Annotated in this window: 17 protein-coding genes; 9 read left to right on the top strand and 8 right to left on the bottom strand. The window is 62.6% G+C overall.

Going from position 1 to position 23,511, the window contains the following annotated elements; all coding sequences use genetic code 11:
• Positions 1–75 precede the first annotated feature (75 nt).
• The 6 genes from B7H23_RS01625 to B7H23_RS01650 all read left to right on the top strand — a co-directional run bounded on the left by B7H23_RS01625 (position 76) and on the right by B7H23_RS01650 (position 7,217).
• Positions 76–3,657, top strand: a complete 3,582-nt coding sequence (locus B7H23_RS01625) for a peptidoglycan-binding protein (protein WP_158215738.1) — start codon at positions 76–78, stop codon at positions 3,655–3,657.
• A 59-nt stretch (positions 3,658–3,716) separates the two neighbouring features.
• Complete coding sequence (arsC, locus tag B7H23_RS01630) at positions 3,717–4,127, top strand: arsenate reductase (glutaredoxin) (RefSeq protein ID WP_094075658.1); 411 nt, start codon at positions 3,717–3,719, stop codon at positions 4,125–4,127.
• 51 nt (positions 4,128–4,178) lie between these two features.
• Entirely contained in the window at positions 4,179–4,898 is a 720-nt protein-coding gene (arsH, locus tag B7H23_RS01635; protein ID WP_094075659.1) for an arsenical resistance protein ArsH, read from the top strand.
• Between the two features lie 97 nt (positions 4,899–4,995).
• Positions 4,996–5,916 carry a sulfite exporter TauE/SafE family protein gene (locus tag B7H23_RS01640; RefSeq protein WP_094075660.1) on the top strand — a complete coding sequence of 307 codons (921 nt, stop codon included), beginning with the start codon at positions 4,996–4,998 and terminating at the stop codon, positions 5,914–5,916.
• Positions 5,917–5,919: 3 nt separating this feature from the next.
• On the top strand, positions 5,920–6,708 hold the full coding sequence (locus tag B7H23_RS01645) for a TIGR02186 family protein (protein WP_094075661.1): 789 nt from the start codon (positions 5,920–5,922) through the stop codon (positions 6,706–6,708).
• A 47-nt stretch (positions 6,709–6,755) separates the two neighbouring features.
• Positions 6,756–7,217, top strand: a complete 462-nt coding sequence (locus tag B7H23_RS01650; RefSeq protein ID WP_158215739.1) for a DUF3429 domain-containing protein — start codon at positions 6,756–6,758, stop codon at positions 7,215–7,217.
• A 22-nt stretch (positions 7,218–7,239) separates the two neighbouring features.
• Here the strand turns inward: B7H23_RS01650 and pdeM are convergent, their stop codons facing one another.
• The 5 genes from pdeM to B7H23_RS01675 form a co-directional block, all read right to left on the bottom strand.
• Complete coding sequence (gene pdeM, locus B7H23_RS01655; RefSeq protein ID WP_094075663.1) at positions 7,240–7,926, bottom strand: ligase-associated DNA damage response endonuclease PdeM; 687 nt, start codon at positions 7,924–7,926, stop codon at positions 7,240–7,242.
• Between the two features lies 1 nt (position 7,927).
• The gene (locus B7H23_RS01660; protein ID WP_094076806.1) at positions 7,928–10,468 is read right to left on the bottom strand and encodes a ligase-associated DNA damage response DEXH box helicase; all 2,541 of its coding nucleotides are present in this window, start codon (positions 10,466–10,468) and stop codon (positions 7,928–7,930) included.
• 67 nt (positions 10,469–10,535) lie between these two features.
• Positions 10,536–11,351 (bottom strand): bestrophin-like domain, encoded by an 816-nt coding sequence (locus B7H23_RS01665; RefSeq protein ID WP_094075664.1) that lies wholly within the window; start codon positions 11,349–11,351, stop codon positions 10,536–10,538.
• A 105-nt stretch (positions 11,352–11,456) separates the two neighbouring features.
• A complete protein-coding gene (locus tag B7H23_RS01670; protein WP_094075665.1) occupies positions 11,457–12,215 on the bottom strand; it encodes a sterol desaturase family protein in 759 nt (252 codons plus the stop codon).
• Positions 12,216–12,339: 124 nt separating this feature from the next.
• Entirely contained in the window at positions 12,340–12,966 is a 627-nt protein-coding gene (locus B7H23_RS01675; RefSeq protein ID WP_094075666.1) for a YitT family protein, read from the bottom strand.
• Positions 12,967–13,065: 99 nt separating this feature from the next.
• Between B7H23_RS01675 and B7H23_RS01680 the strand changes: the two genes are divergently transcribed.
• From B7H23_RS01680 to B7H23_RS01690, 3 genes are read left to right on the top strand one after another with little or no spacing between them, the layout of a single operon-like run.
• Positions 13,066–14,076, top strand: a complete 1,011-nt coding sequence (locus B7H23_RS01680) for a ligase-associated DNA damage response exonuclease (protein ID WP_094075667.1) — start codon at positions 13,066–13,068, stop codon at positions 14,074–14,076.
• On the top strand, positions 14,073–15,017 hold the full coding sequence (locus B7H23_RS01685; RefSeq protein ID WP_094075668.1) for a hypothetical protein: 945 nt from the start codon (positions 14,073–14,075) through the stop codon (positions 15,015–15,017). Before B7H23_RS01680 ends, B7H23_RS01685 begins: the two co-directional genes overlap by 4 nt.
• A gap of 17 nt (positions 15,018–15,034) precedes the next feature.
• Positions 15,035–16,690, top strand: a complete 1,656-nt coding sequence (locus B7H23_RS01690; RefSeq protein ID WP_094075669.1) for a cisplatin damage response ATP-dependent DNA ligase — start codon at positions 15,035–15,037, stop codon at positions 16,688–16,690.
• A gap of 9 nt (positions 16,691–16,699) precedes the next feature.
• Here B7H23_RS01690 and B7H23_RS01695 read toward each other — a convergent pair whose 3' ends face one another.
• From B7H23_RS01695 to B7H23_RS01705, 3 genes are all read right to left on the bottom strand, one after another.
• A complete protein-coding gene (locus B7H23_RS01695) occupies positions 16,700–17,857 on the bottom strand; it encodes a hypothetical protein (RefSeq protein ID WP_094075670.1) in 1,158 nt (385 codons plus the stop codon).
• 103 nt (positions 17,858–17,960) lie between these two features.
• Entirely contained in the window at positions 17,961–19,481 is a 1,521-nt protein-coding gene (locus B7H23_RS01700) for a TolC family protein (RefSeq protein ID WP_094075671.1), read from the bottom strand.
• 60 nt (positions 19,482–19,541) lie between these two features.
• On the bottom strand, positions 19,542–23,303 hold the full coding sequence (locus B7H23_RS01705; protein ID WP_094075672.1) for an Ig-like domain-containing protein: 3,762 nt from the start codon (positions 23,301–23,303) through the stop codon (positions 19,542–19,544).
• Positions 23,304–23,511 lie beyond the last annotated feature (208 nt).

Consider the following 23,511-nt stretch of genomic DNA (forward strand, 5'->3'; position numbering starts at 1 on the left):
GCAACACGGATTCGGTTTTGTCAATCGGCGATCATCCTCACACTGGTCCGACACCCGCAGGGAGTTGACGCGCCGATGGAGACCAGACGTGACCCATTCGACCCGGTGAACGCCGGTCGCACCCGGCGGAATCCTTCTGCGCTCGGCCATCTCAGCGACAAGCTCTCGGCAATCGAAGATCGGCTCGGCATGCGGGAGGTCCGCCCAGCCAACCCGCCCTTCGGCAGAAGCCGCACCGCAAGCGATCTGGACGAGTTGCGCGAGCAGCTTCGCGACGAACTGCGCAAGACCATCGCGGAGGAATTTCACGGCCTGCGCCAGCGGCTGGGCTCGGTCGTGGACGATGTCCATGCCGGCCGAACCCAGGATGTATCGCAGGAACTGTCGCGCCTGAACGAGGCAGTGGCTGATCTTTCCTCGCTTGGCGAAACGCAAGGGGTGGACACGCTTCGTCAAGAAATGACCGAGATGAAACTTCGGCTCGACGAACTGGCGCGCGAGGAGACCCTTCGCGAGGCGTCCACCCAGTGGAATCATATGGACAAGCGCTGGTCGAATTTCGAACGTCAAATGAACCGGGACGCCGAATCGCGCAGTGCCAATGACAGGGCCCTGTCGCGCCTTCAAAAGCGGATCGAAACCATCGGCGACAGCGTCTCCAACCTTCCGCAGTCCCACTCGATCGGAGCGCTTCAGGACGATATCCGCTCTCTGATCGATACCGTCCACAAACGAGCCGGAAGCGGGCTGTCACAGGACGCAGTCGAAACCATCGATGCGCGCCTCGACGAATTGTCACGTGCGCTGGTGTCCGCGCAATCCAAACCGGCGCAGGTCGATACCGGACCGCTGGAGCGGATCGAGGCGCGCCTCGCTTCGCTGGCCAAGACTGTCACGCCATCGCGGACCATCAGTTCGGAAGCCACTGAAATCACGAAGCGTATGGAAGCGCTGACCGAGCGCGTCGAAACGCTGGCAGGACGATCCGAAGCAGCCGATAGCGCGATCGAACGTATCGCTCATCAGCTCGGTACGCTGACGACGCATTTGGAAAAGGCGCCGCCGCCAATCGATCTGTCACCGATTCTGTCGGCTGTCGAATCTCGGATTGAGGGCGTCGTCGCCTCGATGGAGCGCACCCATCGCGACGCGAGGGACCATTCCGAGGCCATGTTCCGCGAACTCGATGCGAAATTCGAGAATGCTAGCCGCGCCACGTCAAACGGCTTTGCCAATGAAACCACCGAGCGCGCTCTTGGCGAGATCGAGGAGCGGTTGTCACGCATCACCGAACGGATGAATTCGGAGGCCGAGCAGAGCGAAACCGAACGGCAAGCCCTACTACAGACGCTGGACGAACGGTTCAATGCACTGTCCGACCGGATGCATGAATCGATCAGCGATGTCAGTTCGACGGGCCGTGAGAGCTTCGACGCTCTGCAAAGCCGCCTGTCCGCCCTGAGCGAGCAGGTCGAAAGCGGCGGAAGCGGCGGGACCGACACGGCGCATTCGGAAGCCATCACCAATCTGGAGCATCAGATCGCCGAGCTTTCGGCCTATCTCTCCGGAGCGGAAGGCCGCAACAACGCCGTTGCTGAACTGGCGCCGCGGTTGAACGAGATCGAAGAGGGTCTTCAGCGCAGCCAGGACGATATGATGGATGCGGCGCGGCGGGCGGTGGAGAACACGCTGCGCACGATGCAGACCGGAAACCCTGCATCCAGCGAAGCGATGAGCAGCCTTAGCGCCGATCTGCGGACGCTGGAAGAACTCTCCCGGCGCACGGAAAACCGCAATGCGCGGACCTTCGAAGCCATTCACGAGACGATGCTGAAGATCGTCGATCGACTTGCGGTGATCGAGGAAGGCAGTCTCGGTGCAAGCGTCGCCCGTCAAGACGAAGACGCACCATTGGCTGCGTCTGACAACCGGGCCGAGACGCAGTCGGAACGGATCAAATTCGACGGGACAGCGACCCCTGCGCTCAGCGAAACGGCGCTTGGGACCATCGAAGCACTGAAGCCCGATCCGGAAACCGTAAGCGATGGGCCCGACGACGCCGCGTTTCTACGAGAATTCGTCCAGGCGGATGGCGACAGTTTCAATTTGCCAGCGGCCATGGACAGACCGCTTCAGCCGGAACCGGAGCCGGAGCCCGAGCTTCCGGACGAACCCATGGAGCCCGGTTCGGGCGCGCCCGATCTTGACGTCGTGATCGGCAAGATCCACGCCGAGCGCAACGAGGCGGTTGTTGAAGACGATTACCCCAACCACGCCAGAAACGCCAAGGCGGACTTCGTCGCGGCTGCGCGCCGGGCGGCCCAGGCAGCCGCAGCGGATACCGACAGCGACATCGGTGGCGACAACATCAAATCTGGTGGTCGCGGCGGCCTTCTGGGTCGGCTTAGAATGCCGCTCATACTCATTGCGCTGCTGACGATCCTTCTCTTCGGCGGGTGGCAGCTTTTCAACATCTTCTATGCAGCGCCGCCCTCTTCCCCCCCGGTCCAACCCGCCGCAACCGCAGTGGAACCGGCCGTCGACGAAACGATGCCAGCCGATGCTTCCGCCGAAGCGGAAGACGCGCTCCTCAATGAGGCTAATGCGCCGGCCGTTCCCGAAGCGGAAGCACCGGTTGCGGCCGATCAGCCCGCCGGCGAAGTCAATAGCGCCGAACAGCCCCCGACCGAAACCACGCCCGACATGCCGGACGAGGCGGCTCTTACGACACCTGCGGCCAATGACGGGGTGCCGGCATCGAGCGAACGTTCCATCGCCTTCGGCAATGCCGCGCTTCAGGCGACTGTTGCGGAGGGTAATCCCGCGGCTTGGTACGAGGTCGGCGTCCGCTACGCGGAAGGGCGTGGTGTCGAAGCCGATATGGCCAAGGCGGCCGAGTGGTTCGCGGCGAGCGCGGAAGCCGGCTACGTTCCGGCGCAGTACCGAACGGCTCTGTCTTACGAAAAAGCGATGGGCGTCGAACGGGACGCTCAGAGCGCATTGGCCTGGTATACGAAAGCTGCCGATGCCGGAAACGCCAGCGCCATGCACAATCTTGGCGTTCTCTTCGCCCAGGGCGCTGTTGGCGCACCGGATAATCAGCAGGCGCGCAAATGGTTCATGGATGCGGCAGAATACGGCGTTCGCGATAGCCAGTTCAATCTGGGTATTCTGAACGCACGTGGCGTCGGCGCACCGCAGGATCTCGTGCAAAGTTACAAATGGTTCGCGCTGGCCGCCAAAAATGGCGATACCGATGCGGGCGAAAAGCGCGACGAAGTCGCTCAGGCCCTGCGGCCGGAGCAGCTGGAGCGTGCACGCGGCACGGTGGAGCTTTGGAAGCCAAAGGCGCTGGATCCGGCGGTTAACGATCACCTTCCCGACCCTGCCTGGGTCGACGCCAAGACAGACGACACCACGGCCAGCGTCGATATGAAGAAGGCCATTCTGAATATTCAGGGCATTCTGAACAATCAGGGCTACGACGCCGGACGCCCCGACGGCATCATGGGCGGGAAAACCACGGCGGCGATCCGTGCGTTTCAGGCCGACAAGGGCCTGCCGGTCAACGGCCTTGTCGATGAAAACCTCGTCAAGGCTCTGCTGACCGCCAATATGACCGGGCAGGTTGACGCGGCTGCCAAGACGATCAATTAGGCGGCATAAGAGCGGGCCAAAGCATCGAAGCCCGCATCCATAACGATTGGAGCCGCGCCGTGCAGATCGTCATTCATCACAATCCGTCCTGTGGCACGTCACGCAATGTGGTGGCCATGGTGCGCGAGGCCGGCTTCGAGCCGGTTATCGTCGAATATCTGAAGACCGGCTGGTCCAAACCGCAGCTTCAGGCACTCTTCGCGGCGGCCGGAATCAAGCCGCATGAAGCTTTGCGCGTGAAGGGAACCGACGCCGAAGAACGCGGCCTCGACGATGCAGGTGTCGACGACGATACGCTGCTCGACGCGATGGTGGACAATCCGATTCTCGTCAACCGGCCGATCGTCTGCTCGTCGCGCGGCGTACGGCTGTGCCGACCCAGCGAGACAGTGCTTGATCTTCTGCCGTCCGGGGCGCTGGAACGCTTCGTCAAGGAAGATGGCGAAGAAGTCCAACAGACGGGTGGCTGACGGAATGCCACGTCCCATCGACCGATCCGGCGAGCGACAGAGGGGCGTTTCATGCCTGATCTGAGCGATCTGCCCAATATCGATCCTGCGCATTTTCCGGTGATCGATTTCTCGCACTACGCTTCGGCCAATGATGACAGGCACCCGCCCCGCATTCTCATTCTCTACGGCTCGCTGCGCGACCGCTCCTATTCGCGCTTCTCGGCGGAGGAGGCCGAACGGCTGCTTACCGCCATGGGCGCCGATGTGCGCATCTTCGATCCGACAGGTCTGCCGGCGCCGGATTCCGTCGAGCCCGATCACCCGAAGGTTGCCGAACTTCGTGATCTCGCCTTCTGGAGTGAGGGCATGGTGTGGAGTACGCCGGAACGACATGGCGCGATGACGGGTATCATGAAGACCCAGATCGACTGGCTGCCGCTTTCGCTCGGGGGCGTTCGTCCCACACAGGGACGCGCCCTTGCCCTGATGCAGGTCTGCGGGGGCAGCCAAAGCTTTAACGCCGTCAATCAGTTGCGTATTCTCGGCCGATGGATGCGCATGGTGACCATCCCAAACCAGTCTTCTGTCGCGAAGGCGTGGGACGAATTCGACGATAACGGACGGATGAAGCCGTCACCCTATTACAACCGCATCGTCGATGTGATGGAAGAGCTCGTCAAATTCACGCTCATGGTCCGCGGCCGCGACGCCATCCTGACGAACCGCTATTCCGAGCGGGTCGAAAGCGCAGCGGCGCTATCGGCGCGCGTCAATCAACCAAAACTATAAGTCGTGGGCCAGAGCGTTTGACACCGGTCGTCTGGGAGCGCATCAAGATGGCCGGTGGGGCGGGTAAACCGTTGTTTTTCGATCTGGCCGAGGTGGCGTGAGCATCTACCTTCCCATTGCGGAGATTTCCGTCAACATCCTCGTTCTGGTCCTGATGGGCGGCGCGGTCGGTTTTCTGTCGGGTCTTTTCGGGGTGGGCGGCGGCTTCCTGATCACCCCGCTTCTGATCTTCTACAACATTCCGCCGAGCGTCGCCGTGGCCACCGGCGCCAACCAGGTCATCGCTTCCTCCTTTTCCGGAATGCTCGCCCATCTGAAGCGCGGCACAGTGGATGTGAAGCTCGGCCTGTTTCTTCTGGCGGGCGGTGTCATCGGGGCGTTTATCGGCACGCAGGTCTTCCGCATTCTACGAGAGCAGGGTCAGCTCGATCTAGTCGTTTCGCTCCTCTACGTCGTCTTTCTGGGCATTATCGGCGGGCTGATGCTGACCGAAAGCCTGAAGGCGTTGCGCCGCTCTCGCGGTGGCAAGAAGGTGCCGATGCGTCGGGCCGGCGAGCACAATTGGGTTCACGGTCTGCCGCTGAAGATGCGCTTTCGCCAGAGCCGTATCTTCGTGTCGATCATCCCCGTTATCGGGCTGGGCCTCTTCGTCGGGTTCCTGTCCGCCATCATGGGCGTCGGTGGCGGTTTCATCATGGTGCCGGCCATGATCTATCTGCTGAAGGTGCCGACCAATGTCGTCATCGGCACGTCGCTCTTCCAGATCGTTTTTACGTCCGCCTTCACCACGGTCAGCCATGCCGTGACAAACCAGACGGTCGATATCGTGCTTGCTGTGACGCTGATGGCCGGTGGCGTTGCCGGCGCGCAGTATGGCGCGCTCGTCGGGCAGAAGCTGCGTGGCGAACAGTTGCGGGCGCTTCTGGCGCTGCTGGTTCTGCTGGTCGGGCTGCGACTCGGCTTCGATCTCGTGGTCACGCCGGACGATCTCTTCTCCGTCGCTACGGGAGGCGCTTGATCGATGATCCGCCTCGTCGCATTGCTGATCTGGCTGCTTGCGCCCGGCATCGCCCTTGCCCAGTCGAATGTCCCGGACGTCATTGGTCCGCAACCGAAGATCCAGATCGGACTTTCCACCGATACGATCTTCATCACATCAGACTTCACCGGCGCCGTGCTGACCGTCTTCGGAGCGGTGACGAACACTTCGGGCAGCCCGGAGGCCACCGACAGCGCCTATACGATCGCCGTAACGCTGGAAGGGCCGCGCGAGAAGGCGGTTGTCCGCAAGAAAAGCCGCGTCTTCGGCATCTGGGTCAACACACATTCCGAAGAGTTGAAGAATGTCCCGCTCTCCTATTCCATCGCGACGTCCAGTCGGATCGGCGGGCCGGCAGGCAACACTGTTCTCACCGATCTCGGCATCGGCGTGGAGGCCATAGCCGCCGGAACCCTGCAGAAGGAAGCCGAGCTGGCCGATTTCGTCGAAGCGCTGCGCCGACAGCGTATCGAAAGCGGTCTTTATACGCAGAATGACGATGCCGTTCAGTTTCTCTCCGGACCGCTTTTCCGCGCCAGCCTCAGCCTGCCAGCCGAGATCCCCGTGGGCCTTCACGTAGTCGAAGCCTTCATGTTCGCCAATGGCAAGCTGATCGACCAGGTGTCGCTGCCGCTGCGTATCGCCAAGAGCGACTGGGAGCAGACTATCAGCCGGGCGGCGCGGAACAATTCGCTGATCTATGGGCTTCTGGCGGTCATTCTGGCCGTCGTGACCGGATGGCTCGGACGGATCGTCTTCAAACGGGACTGATACGCACTATGTTGCCGCCGGGGGCGAGCCGGCGCGGAGACCGATCCATGGATAAGACCGAACTCGACGAACAGAACGCCGCGACCGCCCATCTGCTGGTGTTCGGCGGCTATCTGCCGTTTCTTGTTCTCACACTCTTCTTCCTGTTCCCCGACATCGCGCCACTGACCCGTTCGGGCAGCCTGATCATGTTGATCGGTTACGGCGCGGTCATCCTGTCCTTTCTCGGCGGCATAAGATGGGGCTTTGCCACGGCGCGAAACGACCAAGCCTCGGCGCGGGAACTTCTGACCTCGGTCGTGCCCTCGCTGATCGCCTGGATGTGCCTGACGCTACCGAGCGCGCCGGCGCTTTTTCTGTTGGCCGTAACTTTCGTCTGGCACTTTTTCTGGGATCGCCGCCACGCGGAACGGCACGATCTGCCGGCATGGTTTTTGCCGCTTCGCCTACGTGTGACCGTCGCCGTCGCGCCGACGCTGTTGATCGCGGCGATCGCGGTTCTGCTCTAGGCAGCCCAAATGTCAGAGATCATCAGTCCGTGACGAGGTGCTGGCCGCGCACACAGAAGACGCGCTCCTCGCCGAGCATGAAGGCGCAGAAGCGCGACCAGTCGAAGAGACCCGCATAGGCCGTGTGGCGAACATTGAGGCTGCCGGCATAGGCGCCGAAGGCCGGCAGGATCATGCGACTGCCATCGGAGGCGAAGCACGGCGCGCGAACCGCCCTGCCCCGCTGCACGATACGCGCGCCCGGATGCAGATGGCCGGCGACCTCGCCTTCCGCGGCACCGGCTAGCGGCTCGTGTCGGAACAGCAGATTGCCGGCTGCCAGCGACGCCATCGACCGGCCGGGCAGCCCTTCCGGCGGGGCCGGATCGTGATTGCCGGCGATCCAGATCCAGTCGCGGCCTTCCATCAGACCGTGAAGCGTCTGCCGGTCATCGGTACTCATGCGGCCCGCGCCGCCATCGTCGTGAAAGCTGTCGCCGAGCGCGACCACCCGGCCCGGCCGCCAGTAATCGATCGCCGCGTCGAGACGCTTCAAAGTCTCTCCCGTATCGTAGGGCGGCAGCATCATGCCGCGCCGGGCGAAGCTCGATCCCTTCTCCAGATGAAGGTCGGCAACAACGAGCGTATCCATTTCCGGCAGCATCATCACGCCGGAACGATCGAGCAGCACGAGATGGCCCGCCAGCCGGTGCGGCGCGACGCCCGTCATCTCAAGTTCGTCCTTCCGAAGGGGCCTGCCCAATGCCGAACGCCTCCATCTCCAGTTCTTCGGCTAGCTCGGAAAGAAGAGGATCCGTGCCACCGGCGACATGCTCGCGGCCGATCTCCATCATGATGGGTACGGCCAGCGGCGATATCCGATCCAGCGGTTTATGCATGATTCGCCCCCTGATGCGGGAGAGCATTTCAGCGACGCGCCGCACATCGAGGAGGCCGGTCGCGGCATCCTGCCGCGTCGCCTTCAGGACGATGTGGTCCGGCTCGTGGGTGCGCAGCACGTCATAGATGAGATCGGTCGAGACCGTGACCTGGCGCCCGCTCTTTTCCTGTCCGGGGTGACGCTTGTCGATCAGCCCGGCGATCAGGGCGCAGTTGCGGAAAGTGCGCTTGAGCATGAAACTCTCGTCGAGCCAGGCTTCCAGATCGTCGCCCAGCATGTCCTCGTCGAACAGCGCGGCGAGATCGAGTTCGCCACTTTCGATCATCGCCGTCAGATCGCCATGCGCCCAGATGCAGAGCGTGTAGTCGGACGCGACGAATCCCAACGGGCGGGCACCGGCGCGCGCCATGCGGCGGGTCAGCAACATGCCGAGCGTCTGGTGCGCCAGACGGCCCTCGAAGGCGTAGGCGACGAGATAATGACGCTTGCCGCGCGGAAATGTCTCGATCAGAAGCCGGTCCGGCGGCGGAATGACACTGCGCTCCTCCTGCAGGCGCAGCCAGTCTGAGACCTGATCGGGCAGGTCCGCCCAGCGCTCGGGATCGGCCAGCATGGCGCGCACCACCTCGGCCAGATAGGTCGTTAGCGGAAACTTGCTGCCGCCATAGGCCGGAATGCGCGGGTCTTCCGATTCGGCGTCGGTCACCAGGCATTCCTGTTCGACGATTGCCTCGAAACGCACCGTCCGCCCGGCGAAGATGAAGGTGTCGCCCGCCGTCAGGCTTTCCAGAAACGCCTCCTCGATCTTTCCGAGCACGAGGCCGCCGCGCACCGGGCCGCGCCGCCGCGCCTTCACCAGGCGGATCGTCATCGGATTGGCTTCGACGATGGTGCCGACATTAATGCGGTATTGCTGGGCGGTACGCGGGTTGGCGACGCGCCACAGCCCTTCCTTCGTGCGTCTGATCTTCGCGTAGCGATCATAGGCGCGGAGCGCATAGCCGCCGGTTGCGACGAAATCGACCGCCTGTTCGAAAAGCTCCCAGTCGAGACGGCTATAGGGGGCGGCGGATGTGATCTCATCATAAAGCGCGGCGGCATCGAACGGGTCGGCGCAGGCCATGCCCAGAATATGCTGGCATAGCACGTCCAGCGAGCCGTCGCTGAGCGCCGGCGTGTCCTGATGGCCGAGATAATTCGCTTCGAGCGCCGCTTCGCATTCCATCACCTCGAAACGGTTGGCCGGCACAAGGATCGCCTCGGACGGCTCGTCCATCCGGTGGTTGGACCGGCCGATCCGCTGGGCCAGACGGCTGGCGCCCTTCGGCGCGCCGACATGGACCACCAGATCGACATCGCCCCAGTCGATCCCGAGATCGAGCGTGGACGTGGCCACAATCGCGCGAAGGCTGCCGGCCTGCATCGCGGCCTCGACGCGGCGGCGCTGGCCGACATCGAGCGAGCCGTGATGCAGCGCGATGGGCAGGCTGTCCTCATTGGTCTTCCAGAGTTCGGCGAAGAGCGATTCCGCCTGGCTGCGGGTGTTGACGAAGAGGATCGTCGTTTTGTGTCGTTTGATCGCCTCCATCACCTCGGGCAGCGCGTATTTGGCTGAGTGGCCGGCCCAGGGCACGCGATCGTCCGATTGCAGGATCTGGATATTCGGCTTGGCCCCGCCGGCCACTTCGATGATCTCGCTCATCGGCGGCGGATCGCTGCCGTCCTGCCCGACAAGCCAGCGGCGCAGGTCGTCCGGCCAGGCGACGGTGGCCGACAGGCCGATGGTTTGCAGGTCCGGGTTGATCTTTCGGAGCCGCGCCAGGCCGAGCGACAGCAGATGGCCGCGCTTGCTCGTCACCAGCGAATGCAGTTCGTCGAGCACGACAAAGCGCAAATCGCCGAAAAAATGAGCGCTGTCAGCGTGGCTGAGGAGCAGCGCCAGTTGCTCCGGCGTCGTCAGCAGAATATCGGGCGGGTTGCTTTTCTGGCGTTTGCGTTTCGAGGCGGGGGTATCGCCGGTGCGGGTCTGGATATCGACCGGAAGGCCGATGCCCTCCACCGGCGTCCTCAGATTGCGTTCGATATCTGTCGCAAGCGCCTTCAGCGGGGAAATGTAGAGCGTGTGAATGCCCTTCGCGTCCGGCGAACCGGGTTTCCGTCTGCCGCGCTCATGCAGATCGACCAGCGAGGGCAGGAAGCCGGCCAGCGTCTTGCCGGCCCCGGTCGGGGCGATCAGCAGAACCGATTTGCCGGCCTGCGCACGGGCGAGCAGATCGAGCTGATGGGTGCGCGGCGACCAGCCCCGACCGGCGAACCAGCGCAGAAAGGGTTCCGGCAGATGCGCCGAAGCGCGCTTCTCTTTCGTCGTGATCGGCTTCTGTTCCACCGACGTGAGATAGGCAACGCATCGGTGCGTGGAAAGCGCTTGCGTCTCAACCTTAACCGATTGCGATGCTGTGCTCTTCCAAACGCAGGATCGAAAGGCGCTGCGCAGCGCCGATCTCACCGTCCAGCAGCTCGTTCATCGTCGGAGCGATCAGCTTGCCCGGCTCGCGAAACGGATTGGCGAAGGCGTAGATGAAAAAGAGGATAACGCCGGAATAGAGGCCGAAGACACCGAGCAGGAAGAGATGGCTCCTTGTGGGCCGGAAGACGTAATAGGGGATCGCCAGAAGGATCACCCCGATGATGGCCGGTCCCCAGAACAGGCTTGAATAATTGTCGCTGGCCGCTGCCTCCCGCTGTTGCCGAAACGACGCGATCTGTTTGGACCGGTCCAGCATGGTTTGCTGCAGGAAGCGCTGCCGCTCGTTCTCCGACTCCAGATTGAGGAGGTTTTCATAGACGTTCTCCCACCGCCGCCAGCCGGCCAGGAGAAGGCCGTCGCCATCGCCGAGACTGCCAAGTTCATCGGTCGCGGCAATCTGTAGATAGTCGGCCAGACCGGCCTGCACCGTCTCGACCTCCGCTCCGCCGAAGCGGCGCATATCGTTGAAGATGTCGGCGATCGCGACCGCCTCATTGGTCAGGATCTGGCGGACGGTTTTGTAGTCGTCCAGTTCCTGGGCGTAAACCAGCGCCAAGATCAGCCCATGCAGGGCGGCGATCCGAAACCCAATGGAAGATGCGGCATCGGCCGTCTTGTCGTCCTGTTCCGGCATGAAGCGCCGCGCCAAGGCGTAGGTAGTAAGGACGAGCGCGACCGCCGCCGCCAAAAAAAGCAAACCGGTCAGCAGAGAAACAAGCAGTCCCATTCTGTCGCGAAGCCTCCTGCCGCTGTTCCGGACCGGACAGTGACAGGCAATGCGGCCTCGTCCAAGCCCCCAATCGGCGCGACCGAGGCTGAGCTGGCTGTGCTGTCAGGCCGTCCGCCCCTGTCCCACGCGATCGGGCACCCGCGACTGGCGGGCGATGGCGTCCACCTCGACGCCCATGCGCCGGGCGATGCGGGCCCGCGCCGACAGGAGCCTAGGATCGTCCGGCCGCAGACCAAGGGTCGTCATGAATTCGGCGCGGCTCCTCTCGCGCAGTTCGTCGGCGCTGATGGCCGTGCCGAAGAGATGATCGACCACCTCACCGCCGGGCGTCACATGGTAGTTTTTCGTGAAATCGCGGAAATGGTGCTGCGCGTGGGAACTTGCCGCCTTCTGCTCGATCCATGAGCGCTTGACCGGCAGATGCGAGACCATGTGGAACCATTCATAGGCAAGGAAGGTGGCGACGCCGCCGACCAGCACCAGCGCCGAGGCATGGACGAAGGGCGACGGCACGCCCAGGAGCGTCATGACGCCCCAAAAGACACAGAGATTGAGCAGCGCCATCGGGATAGCGAACCAGACCGGTACGAACAGAAGCCGTTCGGCGCTCGGAAAATCGTGATGGCCGTAATGCGCTTCGTAGAGGACATCGAACCAGAACTGCGAACGCGGCGGCGGCAGATGGAAGACGAAGCGGTGAATCAGATATTCATTGGTCATCTGTGCCGCGATGCCGAGCGGGATGACGGTCAGCAGCGTCCATGTGAAATGCGTCGCGACGATGCCGGCGCCGATGGCGAACAGCACCAGCATGGCGACAACGCCATGATGCGAGAGCAAAAGCCCGATCCGCTTCTTCATATCGTCTCGCTCCTCCCCTTCGGAGCCAGAGCGGCCGCCCAGCCAGCCGCCACAGGCTACTGGAAAGAATAACCGCGATCCGGACCCATGTCATCACCTTTACGTAAAGGTCAGAGGGGCCGGGTTACTGCGCGACATAGCGGTCGTTGCGGTGATTGATGGCGAGCGCGAGATTCAGCACCACGGCGCCGATGACGGAATAGAGAACCGCAATCGGCGAGGCCACGGTAAAGGCCAGCGCCAGGACCAGAAGATCGACGGCAAGCTGCGTAAAACCGGCACGCCAGCCGAATCTGTCCTGCAGATAGAGCGCCAGAATGCCGGCACCGCCAAGACTTGCCCGATGGCGGAACAGGGCCAGCAGGCCGAACCCGATCAGCAGCCCCGCGACGATGGCGCCTGTTAATGGCTCGATCTCACCGAACTGCAAGAGGCGCGGCTGTAACCATGTCAGCACGGACAGAAGGCCGACAGCAAGGAAGGTCTTGATCGTGAACGCCCATCCCAGCTGCGAGATGGCCAGCGCGTAAAATGGCAGGTTCAGCATGAAATAGACCAGCCCGACATTGAAATCGGTGGCGTAGGAGATGACGAGCGCCAGACCGGCGGTGGAACCGGTCAGGAAGCCGAGATGGGCGAGGATCGCGACGCCGATGGCCGCCATCACGCAACCGGTGAAGATGCCCTGCGCATCCTCCGCCGGCGTATGATTCGTCGCGGTGGCGTGCCAATCGCCGAAACGTCGTGCCATCGAACGGTTCCCTTCCTGCGTCCCGCCGCAGGTTTATGACGCAGCGCACAATCATGCCAGCCGATTGTTCGAACGTTCGGTATTCCCATATTGCATGAGATGCGCGCATCCGACCTGCTCCATACGCGGCCCGAAGGCCTTTACTGCCCGCCCGGCGATTTCTTCATCGACCCCGTGCAGCCAGTGGAGCGCGCGCTCATCACCCATGGCCACGCCGACCATGCCCGGCCCGGCCATACCAAGGTTCTGTCGAGCGACCAGACACTCGACATCATGGCCATTCGCTATGGCGAGGATTTCTGTGTGGAGCGGCAGATCGCGCCGCTAGGAGAGACGCTGGACCTGAACGGTGTCCAGATCACGTTCCGGCCCGCCGGCCACGTTCTCGGCTCCTGCCAGATTGTGGTTGAGAAGGACGGCACACGCATCGTCGCTTCGGGCGATTACAAGCGCCGGCAGGATCCGACTTGCCTGCCGTTCGAGGTCGTGCCCTGCGATGTCTTCATAACCGAGGCGACCTTCGCGCTGCCGGTCTTCCGCCATCCCGATACCACAGAGGAAATCGCCCGGCTGATCGAAAGCGTCCGCCGGTTTCCCGAGCGGGCGCATGTGGTCGGCGCCTATGCGCTCGGCAAGGCGCAGCGCGTCATCAAGATGCTGCGCGATGGCGGCCACGACGCACCGATCTACATTCACGGCGCCATGCAGAAACTCTGCGACTATTACGTCAGCCAGGGGATCGACCTTGGCGAGTTGCGGCCCGCCACAATCGACCGCAAGCAGAAAGACCAGTTCGCCGGTGCGATCATCGTCGGTCCGCCCAGCGCTTTTGCCGACCGCTGGGCACGGCGCTTTCCCGATCCGGTCGCCTGTTTCGCGTCGGGCTGGATGCGCATTCGCCAACGCGCTCGTCAGCGTGGCGTCGAACTGCCGCTCATCCTGTCGGATCACTCCGACTGGGACGAACTGTGCGAGACGATTCACGAGACCGGCTGCTCGGAAGTCTGGGTGACGCATGGTCGCGAGGAAGCGCTAGTCCGCTGGTGCGAACTTCAGGGCATCAAGGCCCGCCCGCTCCATCTGGTCGGTTATGAGGACGAGAACGAATGAGACGATCTATCGCCTATGTCGCTCTGTCGCTAAGCGTCGCAATCATTGCTTCGCCGCTTTCGGCACAATCCCTTCCCGAGCCGACCGTCAATATCGAAGCGCTGGCGCTGCGGATCGAGGCCGCCTGCCTGGAAGCTGCGCAACCCATCGAGGATGCAACCGTCGCGCTCGACGCGACGGGCGATGCCACCCGCGCCTATGCCATGATCGAGGGTGTCCGCGAGAACGGCGTCCGCCAGACGCGCATCTGCCTTTACGACAAGGCGAGCGACACGGTCGTCCTGTCTGCGCCGCTCAAAGCGGCGGCGACCGGTCCCGCCCGGCCCGCAACCGCTGATGCCGAGGCCGACACTGCATCGCCGGATCCAACGGAAGATCTCGTTTTTTCGGGCGAGCCTTTCCCGTTGACGGCGGAGGATCGCGCCGAACTGCTGGCCCTGCCCAACCGGGTGCGGGCGACGCTCGCGGATCTGCAGGCTGGCGGCTGGACGCCGGGCGGTCTCGCCGAAACCGTTCTGAGCGGCCTGCGGGGCGGCTCCACCCGGCTCAGCGCCGTGCGCCCCGGCCGCTACGAATGCAATGTGGTCTGGTACGGCTTTCTGGAGAATACGCGGCAATATATCGGCACCCATCGCTGCCGCGTGGAGCGCGACCGGCTCGGCGATCTCGTGATCCTCAAGCTGACAGGACAGAACCTCAATGCGACGCTTTTGGAGTTCAACGATGGCGATGTGGCGTTTGCCGGGCGCAGCGCGCCTTCGGGCAGCCTGGCGCAGCCCTACGATCCGGATCGGCCGGTCGACCGGTTCAATCCCAATTTCGGCAATGTCGTCGGCCGGGTCGTGACCGATGGGCGGCGCATCTATCTCATCGACATCAACCAGCGCGGCATGACCGAGCCGGACCCGACCTATTTCCAGGTGATCGAGCTGGTGCCGTAAGGGATGGAGAAGCGGGCATGAAACCGTTCGCCGAACTTCTCGACCGGCTCGTCCTAACGCCATCGCGCAATGGCAAGATCCGGCTTCTGGTCGACTATTTCGGCGCGACGCCCGATCCCGACCGCGGCTACGCGCTGGCGGCCATCACGCGCGATCTCGACATTCCAGGCGTCAAACCCGGCATTTTGCGCGCGCTCATCACGGAGCGGATGGATGAGGTTCTGTTCGGCTATTCCTACGACTATGTCGGCGATCTGGCCGAAACGGTCTCTCTGGTCTGGCCGGAGCCGGAAGAGCCGGTGCGCGCCAATCGCGACCCCTCACTTAGCGAGGTCGTGGAAACATTTCTCGAAACAACGCGATCCGATGGGCCGGCGGTTCTGACCGACCTCCTCGACCGGCTGGATTCGTCCGGGCGCTACGCGGCGATCAAGCTCTTTACCGGCGGCATGCGGATCGGCGTCTCGGCCCGGCTCGCCAAACAGGCGCTGGCGCAATTCGGCGACAAGGATGTCACCGAGATCGAGGAGATGTGGCACGGCCTCGAGCTGCCCTATGAAGACCTCTTCGCCTGGCTGGAAGGGCGCGCCGACAAGCCGGAGCATGGCGCGCTGGCGCTGTTCCGCCCCGTCATGCTGGCAACCGCGCTGGAAGAGCCGGATTACGATAAAATCGTACCGGAGACCTACGCGGCGGAGTGGAAGTGGGACGGCATCCGCGTGCAGCTCGTCGCCGAAGGCGAGCGGCGACGGGTCTATTCACGGACGGGCGACGATATCGGCCACAGCTTTCCCGATCTGCTGGAAGCGATGGATTTCGAAGGATCGATCGATGGCGAACTGCTTGTCGGCCATCCCGAAAGCCATGACGATCAGCAGGCTGTCGGCACGTTTTCCGACCTGCAGCAGCGGCTCAACCGCAAGACGGTTTCGGCCAAGCTGATGAAGAGCCATCCGGTGTTCGTGCGGGCCTACGATCTTCTCTCCGAAGGTGAAGAGGATTTGCGCGCCCTGCCCTTTACGGAGCGACGCAGGAAGCTGGAGGCGTTCATCGCCAGGCTCGATCCATCACGGTTCGATATTTCCGACCAGATCGCCTTCGCCGATTGGGGCGAACTGAACGATTTGCGCGAAAACCCGCCTCATCCGATCATCGAGGGGGTGATGATAAAGCGGCACGAAAGCGCCTATGTGCCGGGCCGGCCCAAGGGCGAATGGTTCAAATGGAAGCGCGATCCGTTCACCGTCGACGCAGTGCTGATGTATGCCCAGCGCGGCCATGGCAAACGGTCGAGCTTCTATTCGGACTACACATTCGGCGTCTGGACACTGGATGAGGAGGATCGACAGATTCTGGTGCCGGTCGGCAAGGCTTATTTCGGCTTTACCGACGCCGAGCTGAAGCAGATCGACAAATATGTCCGCGACAATACGGTCGACCGTTTCGGTCCGGTGCGGTCGGTCAAGGCGACACCGGAAAGCGGCCTTGTTCTGGAAATCGCCTTCGAGGGGCTGCAATCGTCGAGCCGGCACAAGAGCGGCGTCGCCATGCGCTTTCCGCGCGTGTCACGCCTGCGTTGGGACAAGCCGAGCGCCGAAGCGGACACGCTCGACAATCTGAAGCGCCTGCTCGATGAAAATCGCGGCAAGGCGTCGCGCGTCAGGCCCGCCTGACAGGGCGGTTTACGTGTCGCCGACCAACAGAACCACACTGAGCAGATCGATCTCACTGCCGCTATCGGGCACGGCGATCCGGATCTGACCCTCGCCATCGGGCGACCCATCGCCCATCGTGCCGGCGAACAGAAGATCGCCCGCTGTCGCCTCCACCTGGTAGCGACGGTTGCCGCAATCACCGAGACCGGCGAAATCGCAGGAAACGAGGAGGGACGCCCCGTTCTCGGCCTTTGAGCTGGCCCGCACCGCCACGGTGAATGGCAGGCCGGAAAGCTCGGAAAGCTGCGTCTCGCTGATCGGAACGATGAGTGCGTCGTCCTCGGAACCACCGCCGGTTACGCGCAGCGCCATCGCCTGGCCCGTTTCGACAATCGAGGTCTCAAGATTGCCCTGTGTTCTGGGCTCCGAACGGTCTCCAGCATCGTAAAGCACGAACTGCGTCCGATCGTCGGTCGCGCCGCCAAGCCGTGCTTCAGGCGTGTAATCCTCGCCCGGTTCGGTCTCCTGCAGGAACTGTTCGAGCACGAATTCGTAATCGGCGTTGGAAATCATCCAGAAACCGACCCCCAGGATACCGAAAACGACGAGAGTCGATATCAACAGAAGCCAGACAAAGGGCTTGCGCCGCGGCCGACCATCGCTTTCCCGATCCCGATTCTTCCGGCGGCTCCCACGCGATCTACGCGTTCCTGCGACCGGCTCGCGCTCTGCGACACCGTCACGAACCGGATCGGGATAGATTTCGGCTTCGCTGCGGGGTTCACTCGCCAGGCTATGCGGATCGTCGAGCGATGGCTCCCGGCGCCCGGTGGCCGGCGACTGTCGCTTATCGGGTTCAACGGTGGCGGTCCATTGCTGCGAGGCGGTCATATCGACATGGCTCTCCGGCAGATCGAATGCCGGCTCGGCGCGCTCTTTGGCTGGCTCCTCGGGCGCCACAGCCGGCCTTTCTTCGGCCGGGAGATAATCCCGTTCTATTTCTGCCATCGCGTCGGCCAGGCGCTGACGACGCGCCTCCCGCATGGCCGGATCGGTTACGCCCTCCTTGTCCAGCGCGCTTTCAAGCGCGTGCTGCGCGGATTGATACACACGTTCCCGGTGGGCCGGATCGGCCGCGTTGCCCTTTGCGAGAGCCGTTCTGATGGCCTTGCCGATCGCGTCCAAGCCAATCCTCCAGTTTCATTCCCAACCAATATTTGCTGGAGGCGCAGGTATAAACAAGATTGAGCGACCCAGATAGGGCTACGCTCCGGACCGTTTGACGGGTTCAGCCATCCAGATCGCCCCGGTTGCGCCAGGCTAGACGAAGGGCGGCTGCGATCTCGGTCAGGCTGGAGTCTAGATCGACATCTTCATCCCACGGATTGAGCCCGAGCGCCGCATAGACATTGGCGAACGCCGTCTGCAGATCGGCATAGGCGACATCGAAGCGGCTGGACGCGACGAGCGTGTTCATCTCTTCGCGAATCAACGTCTGCTGCGATTGGGTCGATGCCGCCATACCCGCTTGCATCTGCCGTAGGATCTGGCGCTGAATATCCAGAAATTCCGCCGTATCGATCGCTTCGCGCCGCAGATGGGCATAGCGGGCCTTGGCGACATAGACCTGGGTAACGATGGCCATCGTCAACGCCTTTTCCTGCGCGGTCAAAAGCTTGCGATCGGCCTTCACCATGTTTCGCCGCGCGGGATAATGGAAGAGTTTCATCGCGTTCCAGCCAACACGGGTGCCCAGCAGCGCCCAGTTGGAATTGTAGAGAAGGTCGTTGCTATCATAGGCGATGCCCGCCGTGAGCGAGGCTGTCGGCAGCGCTTGCAGAAGGGCGGCCCTGGTTTCGGCCTCGTTGATCCGTTCCTTATAGAGGATTTCGCGGAATTCGGAGCGATTGGTCATCGCGATACGCAACAGGGCGTCGATATCCTGAAGCTGCGTGTCGAGATCGACGATGGTGCGTTTGGGTTCGATAATCTTGTATGGCGTACCCGGCTTCAGGCCCATCAGACCGGCGAGTTCGAGTTTCGCGGTCGTGAGCTGACGTTCCAGCTGACCGATCTCGCGACGAATATCGACCAGTTCACGTTCATAGGTCAGTGTCGCGAGCGGCGACGTCTGGCCGCTGGAACGAAGCCGGCGATTGTCGGCCAGTGTTTCTTCGACGCGGCCTTCCAGCCGATTGAACCCGTCGAGCAGTTGGTCGGCGGACAACGCCTTCCAATAGGCGGTGCGAACCTCCTCGACGATCCGGACGATGACACGGCGGCGCAGTTCCTCCGCTATCAGCGCCTTGTCCGCCGCCTGTTTGGCGCGAATGTAGGACAGGCCGAAATCCAGAACGTTGTAGCTGAACTTGAGATCGGCGGAGAGATTGTTCTTTTCGGCGCTCGTCGTCGGCTCGGCCGAGAGGGAATTGCTGAAGATCGAGCGCGAATAGGAGGCGTTCTCATTGCTGCGCGCGTCGTAACCGGCGCTCGCCATCAATTTGGGTAGCATGCCGGTTGTCGCAGACGCCATTTCCTTTTGCGCCAGCGCGATCCGCATGATTTCGACGCGGTGATCGAGATTGTATTTCAGCGCGCGCGCCATGGCCTCGTAAAGACCGATCGGCCCGTCGATCGGCTCCTGATCGATGTCGATCGACGCTAGATTTCGGTCGGCCGCCGCCTCGATCTGCAGGAAGGAAAGCGGTTCCGTTGTTACCGAACAGCCCGACACCACGATGGCCGCGGCAAGTGTCGGTCCGGTGATCCGCAGACCGAACGGACGGTACGCAGTGTTTGTCTTACGCATAACTCATACAACCCCAAATTGCGACTCCGTTCGATACTCCCGGAACAGAGCCTTTTCCCCTTAGCGCTCCAGCGCTTGCAGCAGAGCATCGTGATCGGCGTCCGCCCGGTCGCGGTCAAAGGCCAGTTGGTCCGATAGCGGCCTGTCCGCGAGCGCGGTCTCTCCGATCTGGCCAAGGCTGATATCGCCTGTTGTCTGGTCGACGCGCACCGGCAGGCTGAAAACCCTTCCATCCTGCATTGCGGCCTTGACGACGATGGAATTGGCGCCCTGCTCATGACCGGAAGCGATGGCGATCAGATTGGTGTCCGTTTGCCGGATCCAGGCCGGCAGATTCTGTCCGGTGCCGTCGGTCGCCGACCACTGCGTGACTGGACCGAGCAGTTCGACATAGACCGTATCGCGCCAGACCAACGAACGGACGGTCAGCTTGTCGGCCGGTCCGCCGCCCGTCGCAACGTCCGCTTCGGCACCGCGATAGAGGGCGGCGTCGCCCTCGCTCAAATCTCGCTGCCGTTGGAGAAGGGCTTCCAGGAACGTTTGGTTGCCATCGACGACATCCAGGATGCCGAGCGTCTTGCCGGATGAAAGTTCGAGACCGCCATCGGCATCGGCGCCCGGATCGTCCGGATCTTCGGGGGGCTTTCCGGCTCCATCGCCATCGACTTCAATCAGGATGGTCAGGACGGCGGTGTCCGTTCCGCCCTGCCCGTCATCAATGCGATAAGCAATTGCCAGTTCGCTGCTCGTTCCAGGCGGCAAGTCGCCGGCCTTCGCATTGGGAACGAACTGCCACGAGCCGTCGGCCGCCATCGTAAGTTCGCCATAAGCGAGACTGACGGCTGCCGATCCGCTGGCCGGCATATCGATCGGCGCGAATGGCAGATTTGTGGTCGGATCGATCAGCGGCTTGCCACTTGCGGGATCGACCGGAACGATCTGAGTGACGATCAGCGGGTCCGCGTCGGGAGGACCGTCGCGATCCGGCCCATCGGCGTCGGTGATGACATTGCCGCTTTGAACGACAACCGCGTCACCGGACGAGCTGTTATCGGCGGCGATGGGCGGCACGTTTGAGACATCGTAGACCACCCAGGTGGAGAAGGAAGCGCCATGGCTGTCCGTCACGGTCAGCGGAATGCTGTAGATGCCGGGCCTCAGCGGATCGGTGCCGCTCTGGCTCGCATCCGGCGAGATCGTCCCGGTGATGGTCGTACCGTCGAAGCTGAGCCCGTCCGGCAGCGCCGCTTCGTCGATGGTAAAGGTCAGCGTATCGCCGCGATCCGGATCGCTTGCGAAGGGCGTGAGGTCGAGCGCCGGCGCGGTTTGCCCATCGAGCAGCGATTGAACTGGAATATAGGCTGTCGGATCGCCGGGCGTGCCGCCACTCGGGTCGCGCGGTTCCGGCGGCTGATTCTCGCCGACCACGACGACTGTCACCGTTGCGATGCTCGCCCCGCCTTCGCCATCGCTCAATCGGTAGGTGAAGGACGTTGTCACGCTGTCGCCCTTCGGCAGACTAGTAAAATCGCCATTGGTATCGAAAGAAAACGTGCCGTTCGCCGCGACGGTGAAAAGACCGCCACCGGTACCGGCAAAGCTCGTTCCGATCAGGCTTTCGTTCCCATCGATGGCAGCGAGCGTCAGCGGCGCATCGCCATCGGGATCGGTGTCGACGCCATTGCCGGTATCGCCGGTGATCAGATTGATACTGCCAGCACCCTGATCGGTCACGACGAGCGTATCGTCCGTTGCGATCGGATCGGGATTGCCGATCTTGTAGAGGAAGCTCTGGGCGGCCGTTTCACCTGCTTTGTCCGTCGCCGTGACGGTCACGCTGTAGAGCCCGTCGGTAGGCGCGCCGGCATTGCCGGTCTGCGAGGCATTCGCCGCCAATGTGCCGGAAAGAACTCCGGTCGCCGGATCGATGACGAGCCCCGGCGGCAGCCCGGTCCCCGAAAAGATGAGGCTGTCGCCGCTGTCGATATCCGCGAAGAAAACGGACAGATCGACCGGTGCGACGGTTTCGCTGTCCCAACCGATACGGTCCGCGATGTCTCCATTGGTGGTCGGGCTGTCATTTGCGCCCTGGACGGTCACCTCAACGAGGGTTGCGCTGCTGGCGCCATCCGCATCGGTGATCCGGTAGGTCACCCAGCTTACCGCGCTCTGGCCATCGCTCAGGTGCTGGAAATCGCCATTGCCGTCGAAAGTGAAGCCGCCGTCCGGTTGGATCGTAAACAGCCCGCCGCCGCTACCTGCAATCGTCTGTCCGACATGAGACGCATCGCCGGCAACGGCCGTCACGGAAAGCGGATCGCCATCCGGATCGGCATCGGCGCCACCACCATTGTCCGCCATGACGTTGCCAGCCAGTACGCCGTCATCTTCGCTGATCGTGAAGCGGTCGGCGGTCGCCACGGGTTCGGGATTGGTGACGACGATATCGAACGTATCCGTCGCGGTTGCGCCACCTTGGTCGGTCGCCGTTACCATGACCGTGTAGGTGCCGGGCGGATTGCCGGTTCTGTTGGTCTGCTGGCTGGCATCGATGGGAATGGACGCGTTATTGCTGACGAGTCCGGTCGTCACATCGATGGCCAGCCAGTTGGGCGCGTCGGCGCCGAGCGAATAGGTCAGCGCCCCGTCATCCACATCGGTGAAGACGGCCGCGACAGAGATCGTGCCGATACCGTCGGCGTCCACGGCAAGCTGATCGTCGATCGGCGACACGAGAACCGGCGGGTCGTTCCGCCCCTGCACCTCTATGAACGCCTTGGCGGTGGGTGAATCGGTGGTGTCGTCATCGACCGACACATGAATTTGGCGGGTCGTGGTATCCGGATCGTCGCTCGTGTTCGTGAAACGGACGGCCTCAAGCACGTCCTGATAGATGGATTTGGACGCCGAACCCGTAATGAGCATGTCGGTGGAAGTGGAGGACGGGTCGATCGAAAGAGCCAAAGGCAACACGCCGCTGAAAAGCAGCGCATCGCCATCGGCCGCATTGGTCAGCGTGACCCGAAGACTGGTTATTTCCGCATCGTCGACATCCACGATCGACACCCCGCCGGTCGGATGGCCGACGCTTACGGGGTCGTCGCCCTCAACGAAGACGCCGCGATAATCGATACCGATCACCGTCCGATCGCCGGGGTCGAGATCGACGACGGGCTTGTCTTCCACAGGCACGACATCGATCGCGGTGGTGACGATCGGCGAAAACGCGCCAGTCTTGTCCTGGATCTGCAGGGAGATAAGGCGCTGCGTATCGCTCGGATCTTCGGAATCGGCGCGGAACCGGATATGCTGCAATGCCTCCGCCCACTGCGCATTTGTCGCATCGCCGGACAGGTAGAAGGTGATCGTACCGGCGCCCAGGCTTCGATAGGCGCCGATGCCGAGCGAATTGGGGATCGAAACCTCCAGCTTGTCGGTCGACTCGGCATTGGTAAGCGTAACGATGGCGTGTGCAACGCCGCTATCGGCTGTGATCCGGATATCGGAATCGCTCACTGCGACCGGGTCGCCATTCTCATAATAGGTCGCGACATAAAGGCCCGACGCGTCGGTGCCGCTGCCATCGGCGTCGACGACGATTTCTGGTTGCGATGCCGGCGCACTGAATGCGCCGAGCGCGTTCAGCAGAGCGGTGTCGCCATGCGACCCGGCAGGGCCGGAACCGTCACCCGCATCGTGCAATGCTACCGCTGTTTCCGCCATGGCCGCATCGAGAAGAATGCGCGGCTCCAGCGCCAGCGGCTTCTCCTCCAACCACAAATCTTCGGTCAGGCCACCGATAGGCCGCTTCGTCCAGAACATCGTGCCAGCCACCCCTTCGAGCCACGGTTTCCATGGAGGCAGACTGGCAAACGAACCTTAACAAAACGTATTTTAATTGTATTTTCTGTTTATACTCTCTATGGTTGTATTTCTCCAGTGGCGACGAGGAACACTCGTTGCGATCGGCTCCGATCCCAGGGGAATGCATTTTGCCGCTTGAAACCGACGAAACATCCGTCTATCACGC

Source organism: Notoacmeibacter marinus (assembly GCF_002238045.1).
Lineage (GTDB): Bacteria > Pseudomonadota > Alphaproteobacteria > Rhizobiales > Rhizobiaceae > Notoacmeibacter > Notoacmeibacter marinus.

What these genes read in the sequence shown, in the direction of transcription:
- B7H23_RS01625 (WP_158215738.1), top strand. Translation starts at nt 76, where the DNA reads ATGGAGACCAGACGTGACCCATTCGACCCGGTGAACGCCGGTCGCACC.
- arsH (WP_094075659.1), top strand. Translation starts at nt 4,179, where the DNA reads ATGCCTGATCTGAGCGATCTGCCCAATATCGATCCTGCGCATTTTCCG.
- B7H23_RS01645 (WP_094075661.1), top strand. Translation starts at nt 5,920, where the DNA reads ATGATCCGCCTCGTCGCATTGCTGATCTGGCTGCTTGCGCCCGGCATC.
- B7H23_RS01650 (WP_158215739.1), top strand. Translation starts at nt 6,756, where the DNA reads ATGGATAAGACCGAACTCGACGAACAGAACGCCGCGACCGCCCATCTG.
- pdeM (WP_094075663.1), bottom strand. Translation starts at nt 7,926, where the DNA reads ATGACGGGCGTCGCGCCGCACCGGCTGGCGGGCCATCTCGTGCTGCTC.
- B7H23_RS01665 (WP_094075664.1), bottom strand. Translation starts at nt 11,351, where the DNA reads ATGGGACTGCTTGTTTCTCTGCTGACCGGTTTGCTTTTTTTGGCGGCG.
- B7H23_RS01670 (WP_094075665.1), bottom strand. Translation starts at nt 12,215, where the DNA reads ATGAAGAAGCGGATCGGGCTTTTGCTCTCGCATCATGGCGTTGTCGCC.
- B7H23_RS01675 (WP_094075666.1), bottom strand. Translation starts at nt 12,966, where the DNA reads ATGGCACGACGTTTCGGCGATTGGCACGCCACCGCGACGAATCATACG.
- B7H23_RS01680 (WP_094075667.1), top strand. Translation starts at nt 13,066, where the DNA reads ATGCGCGCATCCGACCTGCTCCATACGCGGCCCGAAGGCCTTTACTGC.
- B7H23_RS01685 (WP_094075668.1), top strand. Translation starts at nt 14,073, where the DNA reads ATGAGACGATCTATCGCCTATGTCGCTCTGTCGCTAAGCGTCGCAATC.
- B7H23_RS01690 (WP_094075669.1), top strand. Translation starts at nt 15,035, where the DNA reads ATGAAACCGTTCGCCGAACTTCTCGACCGGCTCGTCCTAACGCCATCG.
- B7H23_RS01700 (WP_094075671.1), bottom strand. Translation starts at nt 19,481, where the DNA reads ATGCGTAAGACAAACACTGCGTACCGTCCGTTCGGTCTGCGGATCACC.
- B7H23_RS01705 (WP_094075672.1), bottom strand. Translation starts at nt 23,303, where the DNA reads ATGTTCTGGACGAAGCGGCCTATCGGTGGCCTGACCGAAGATTTGTGG.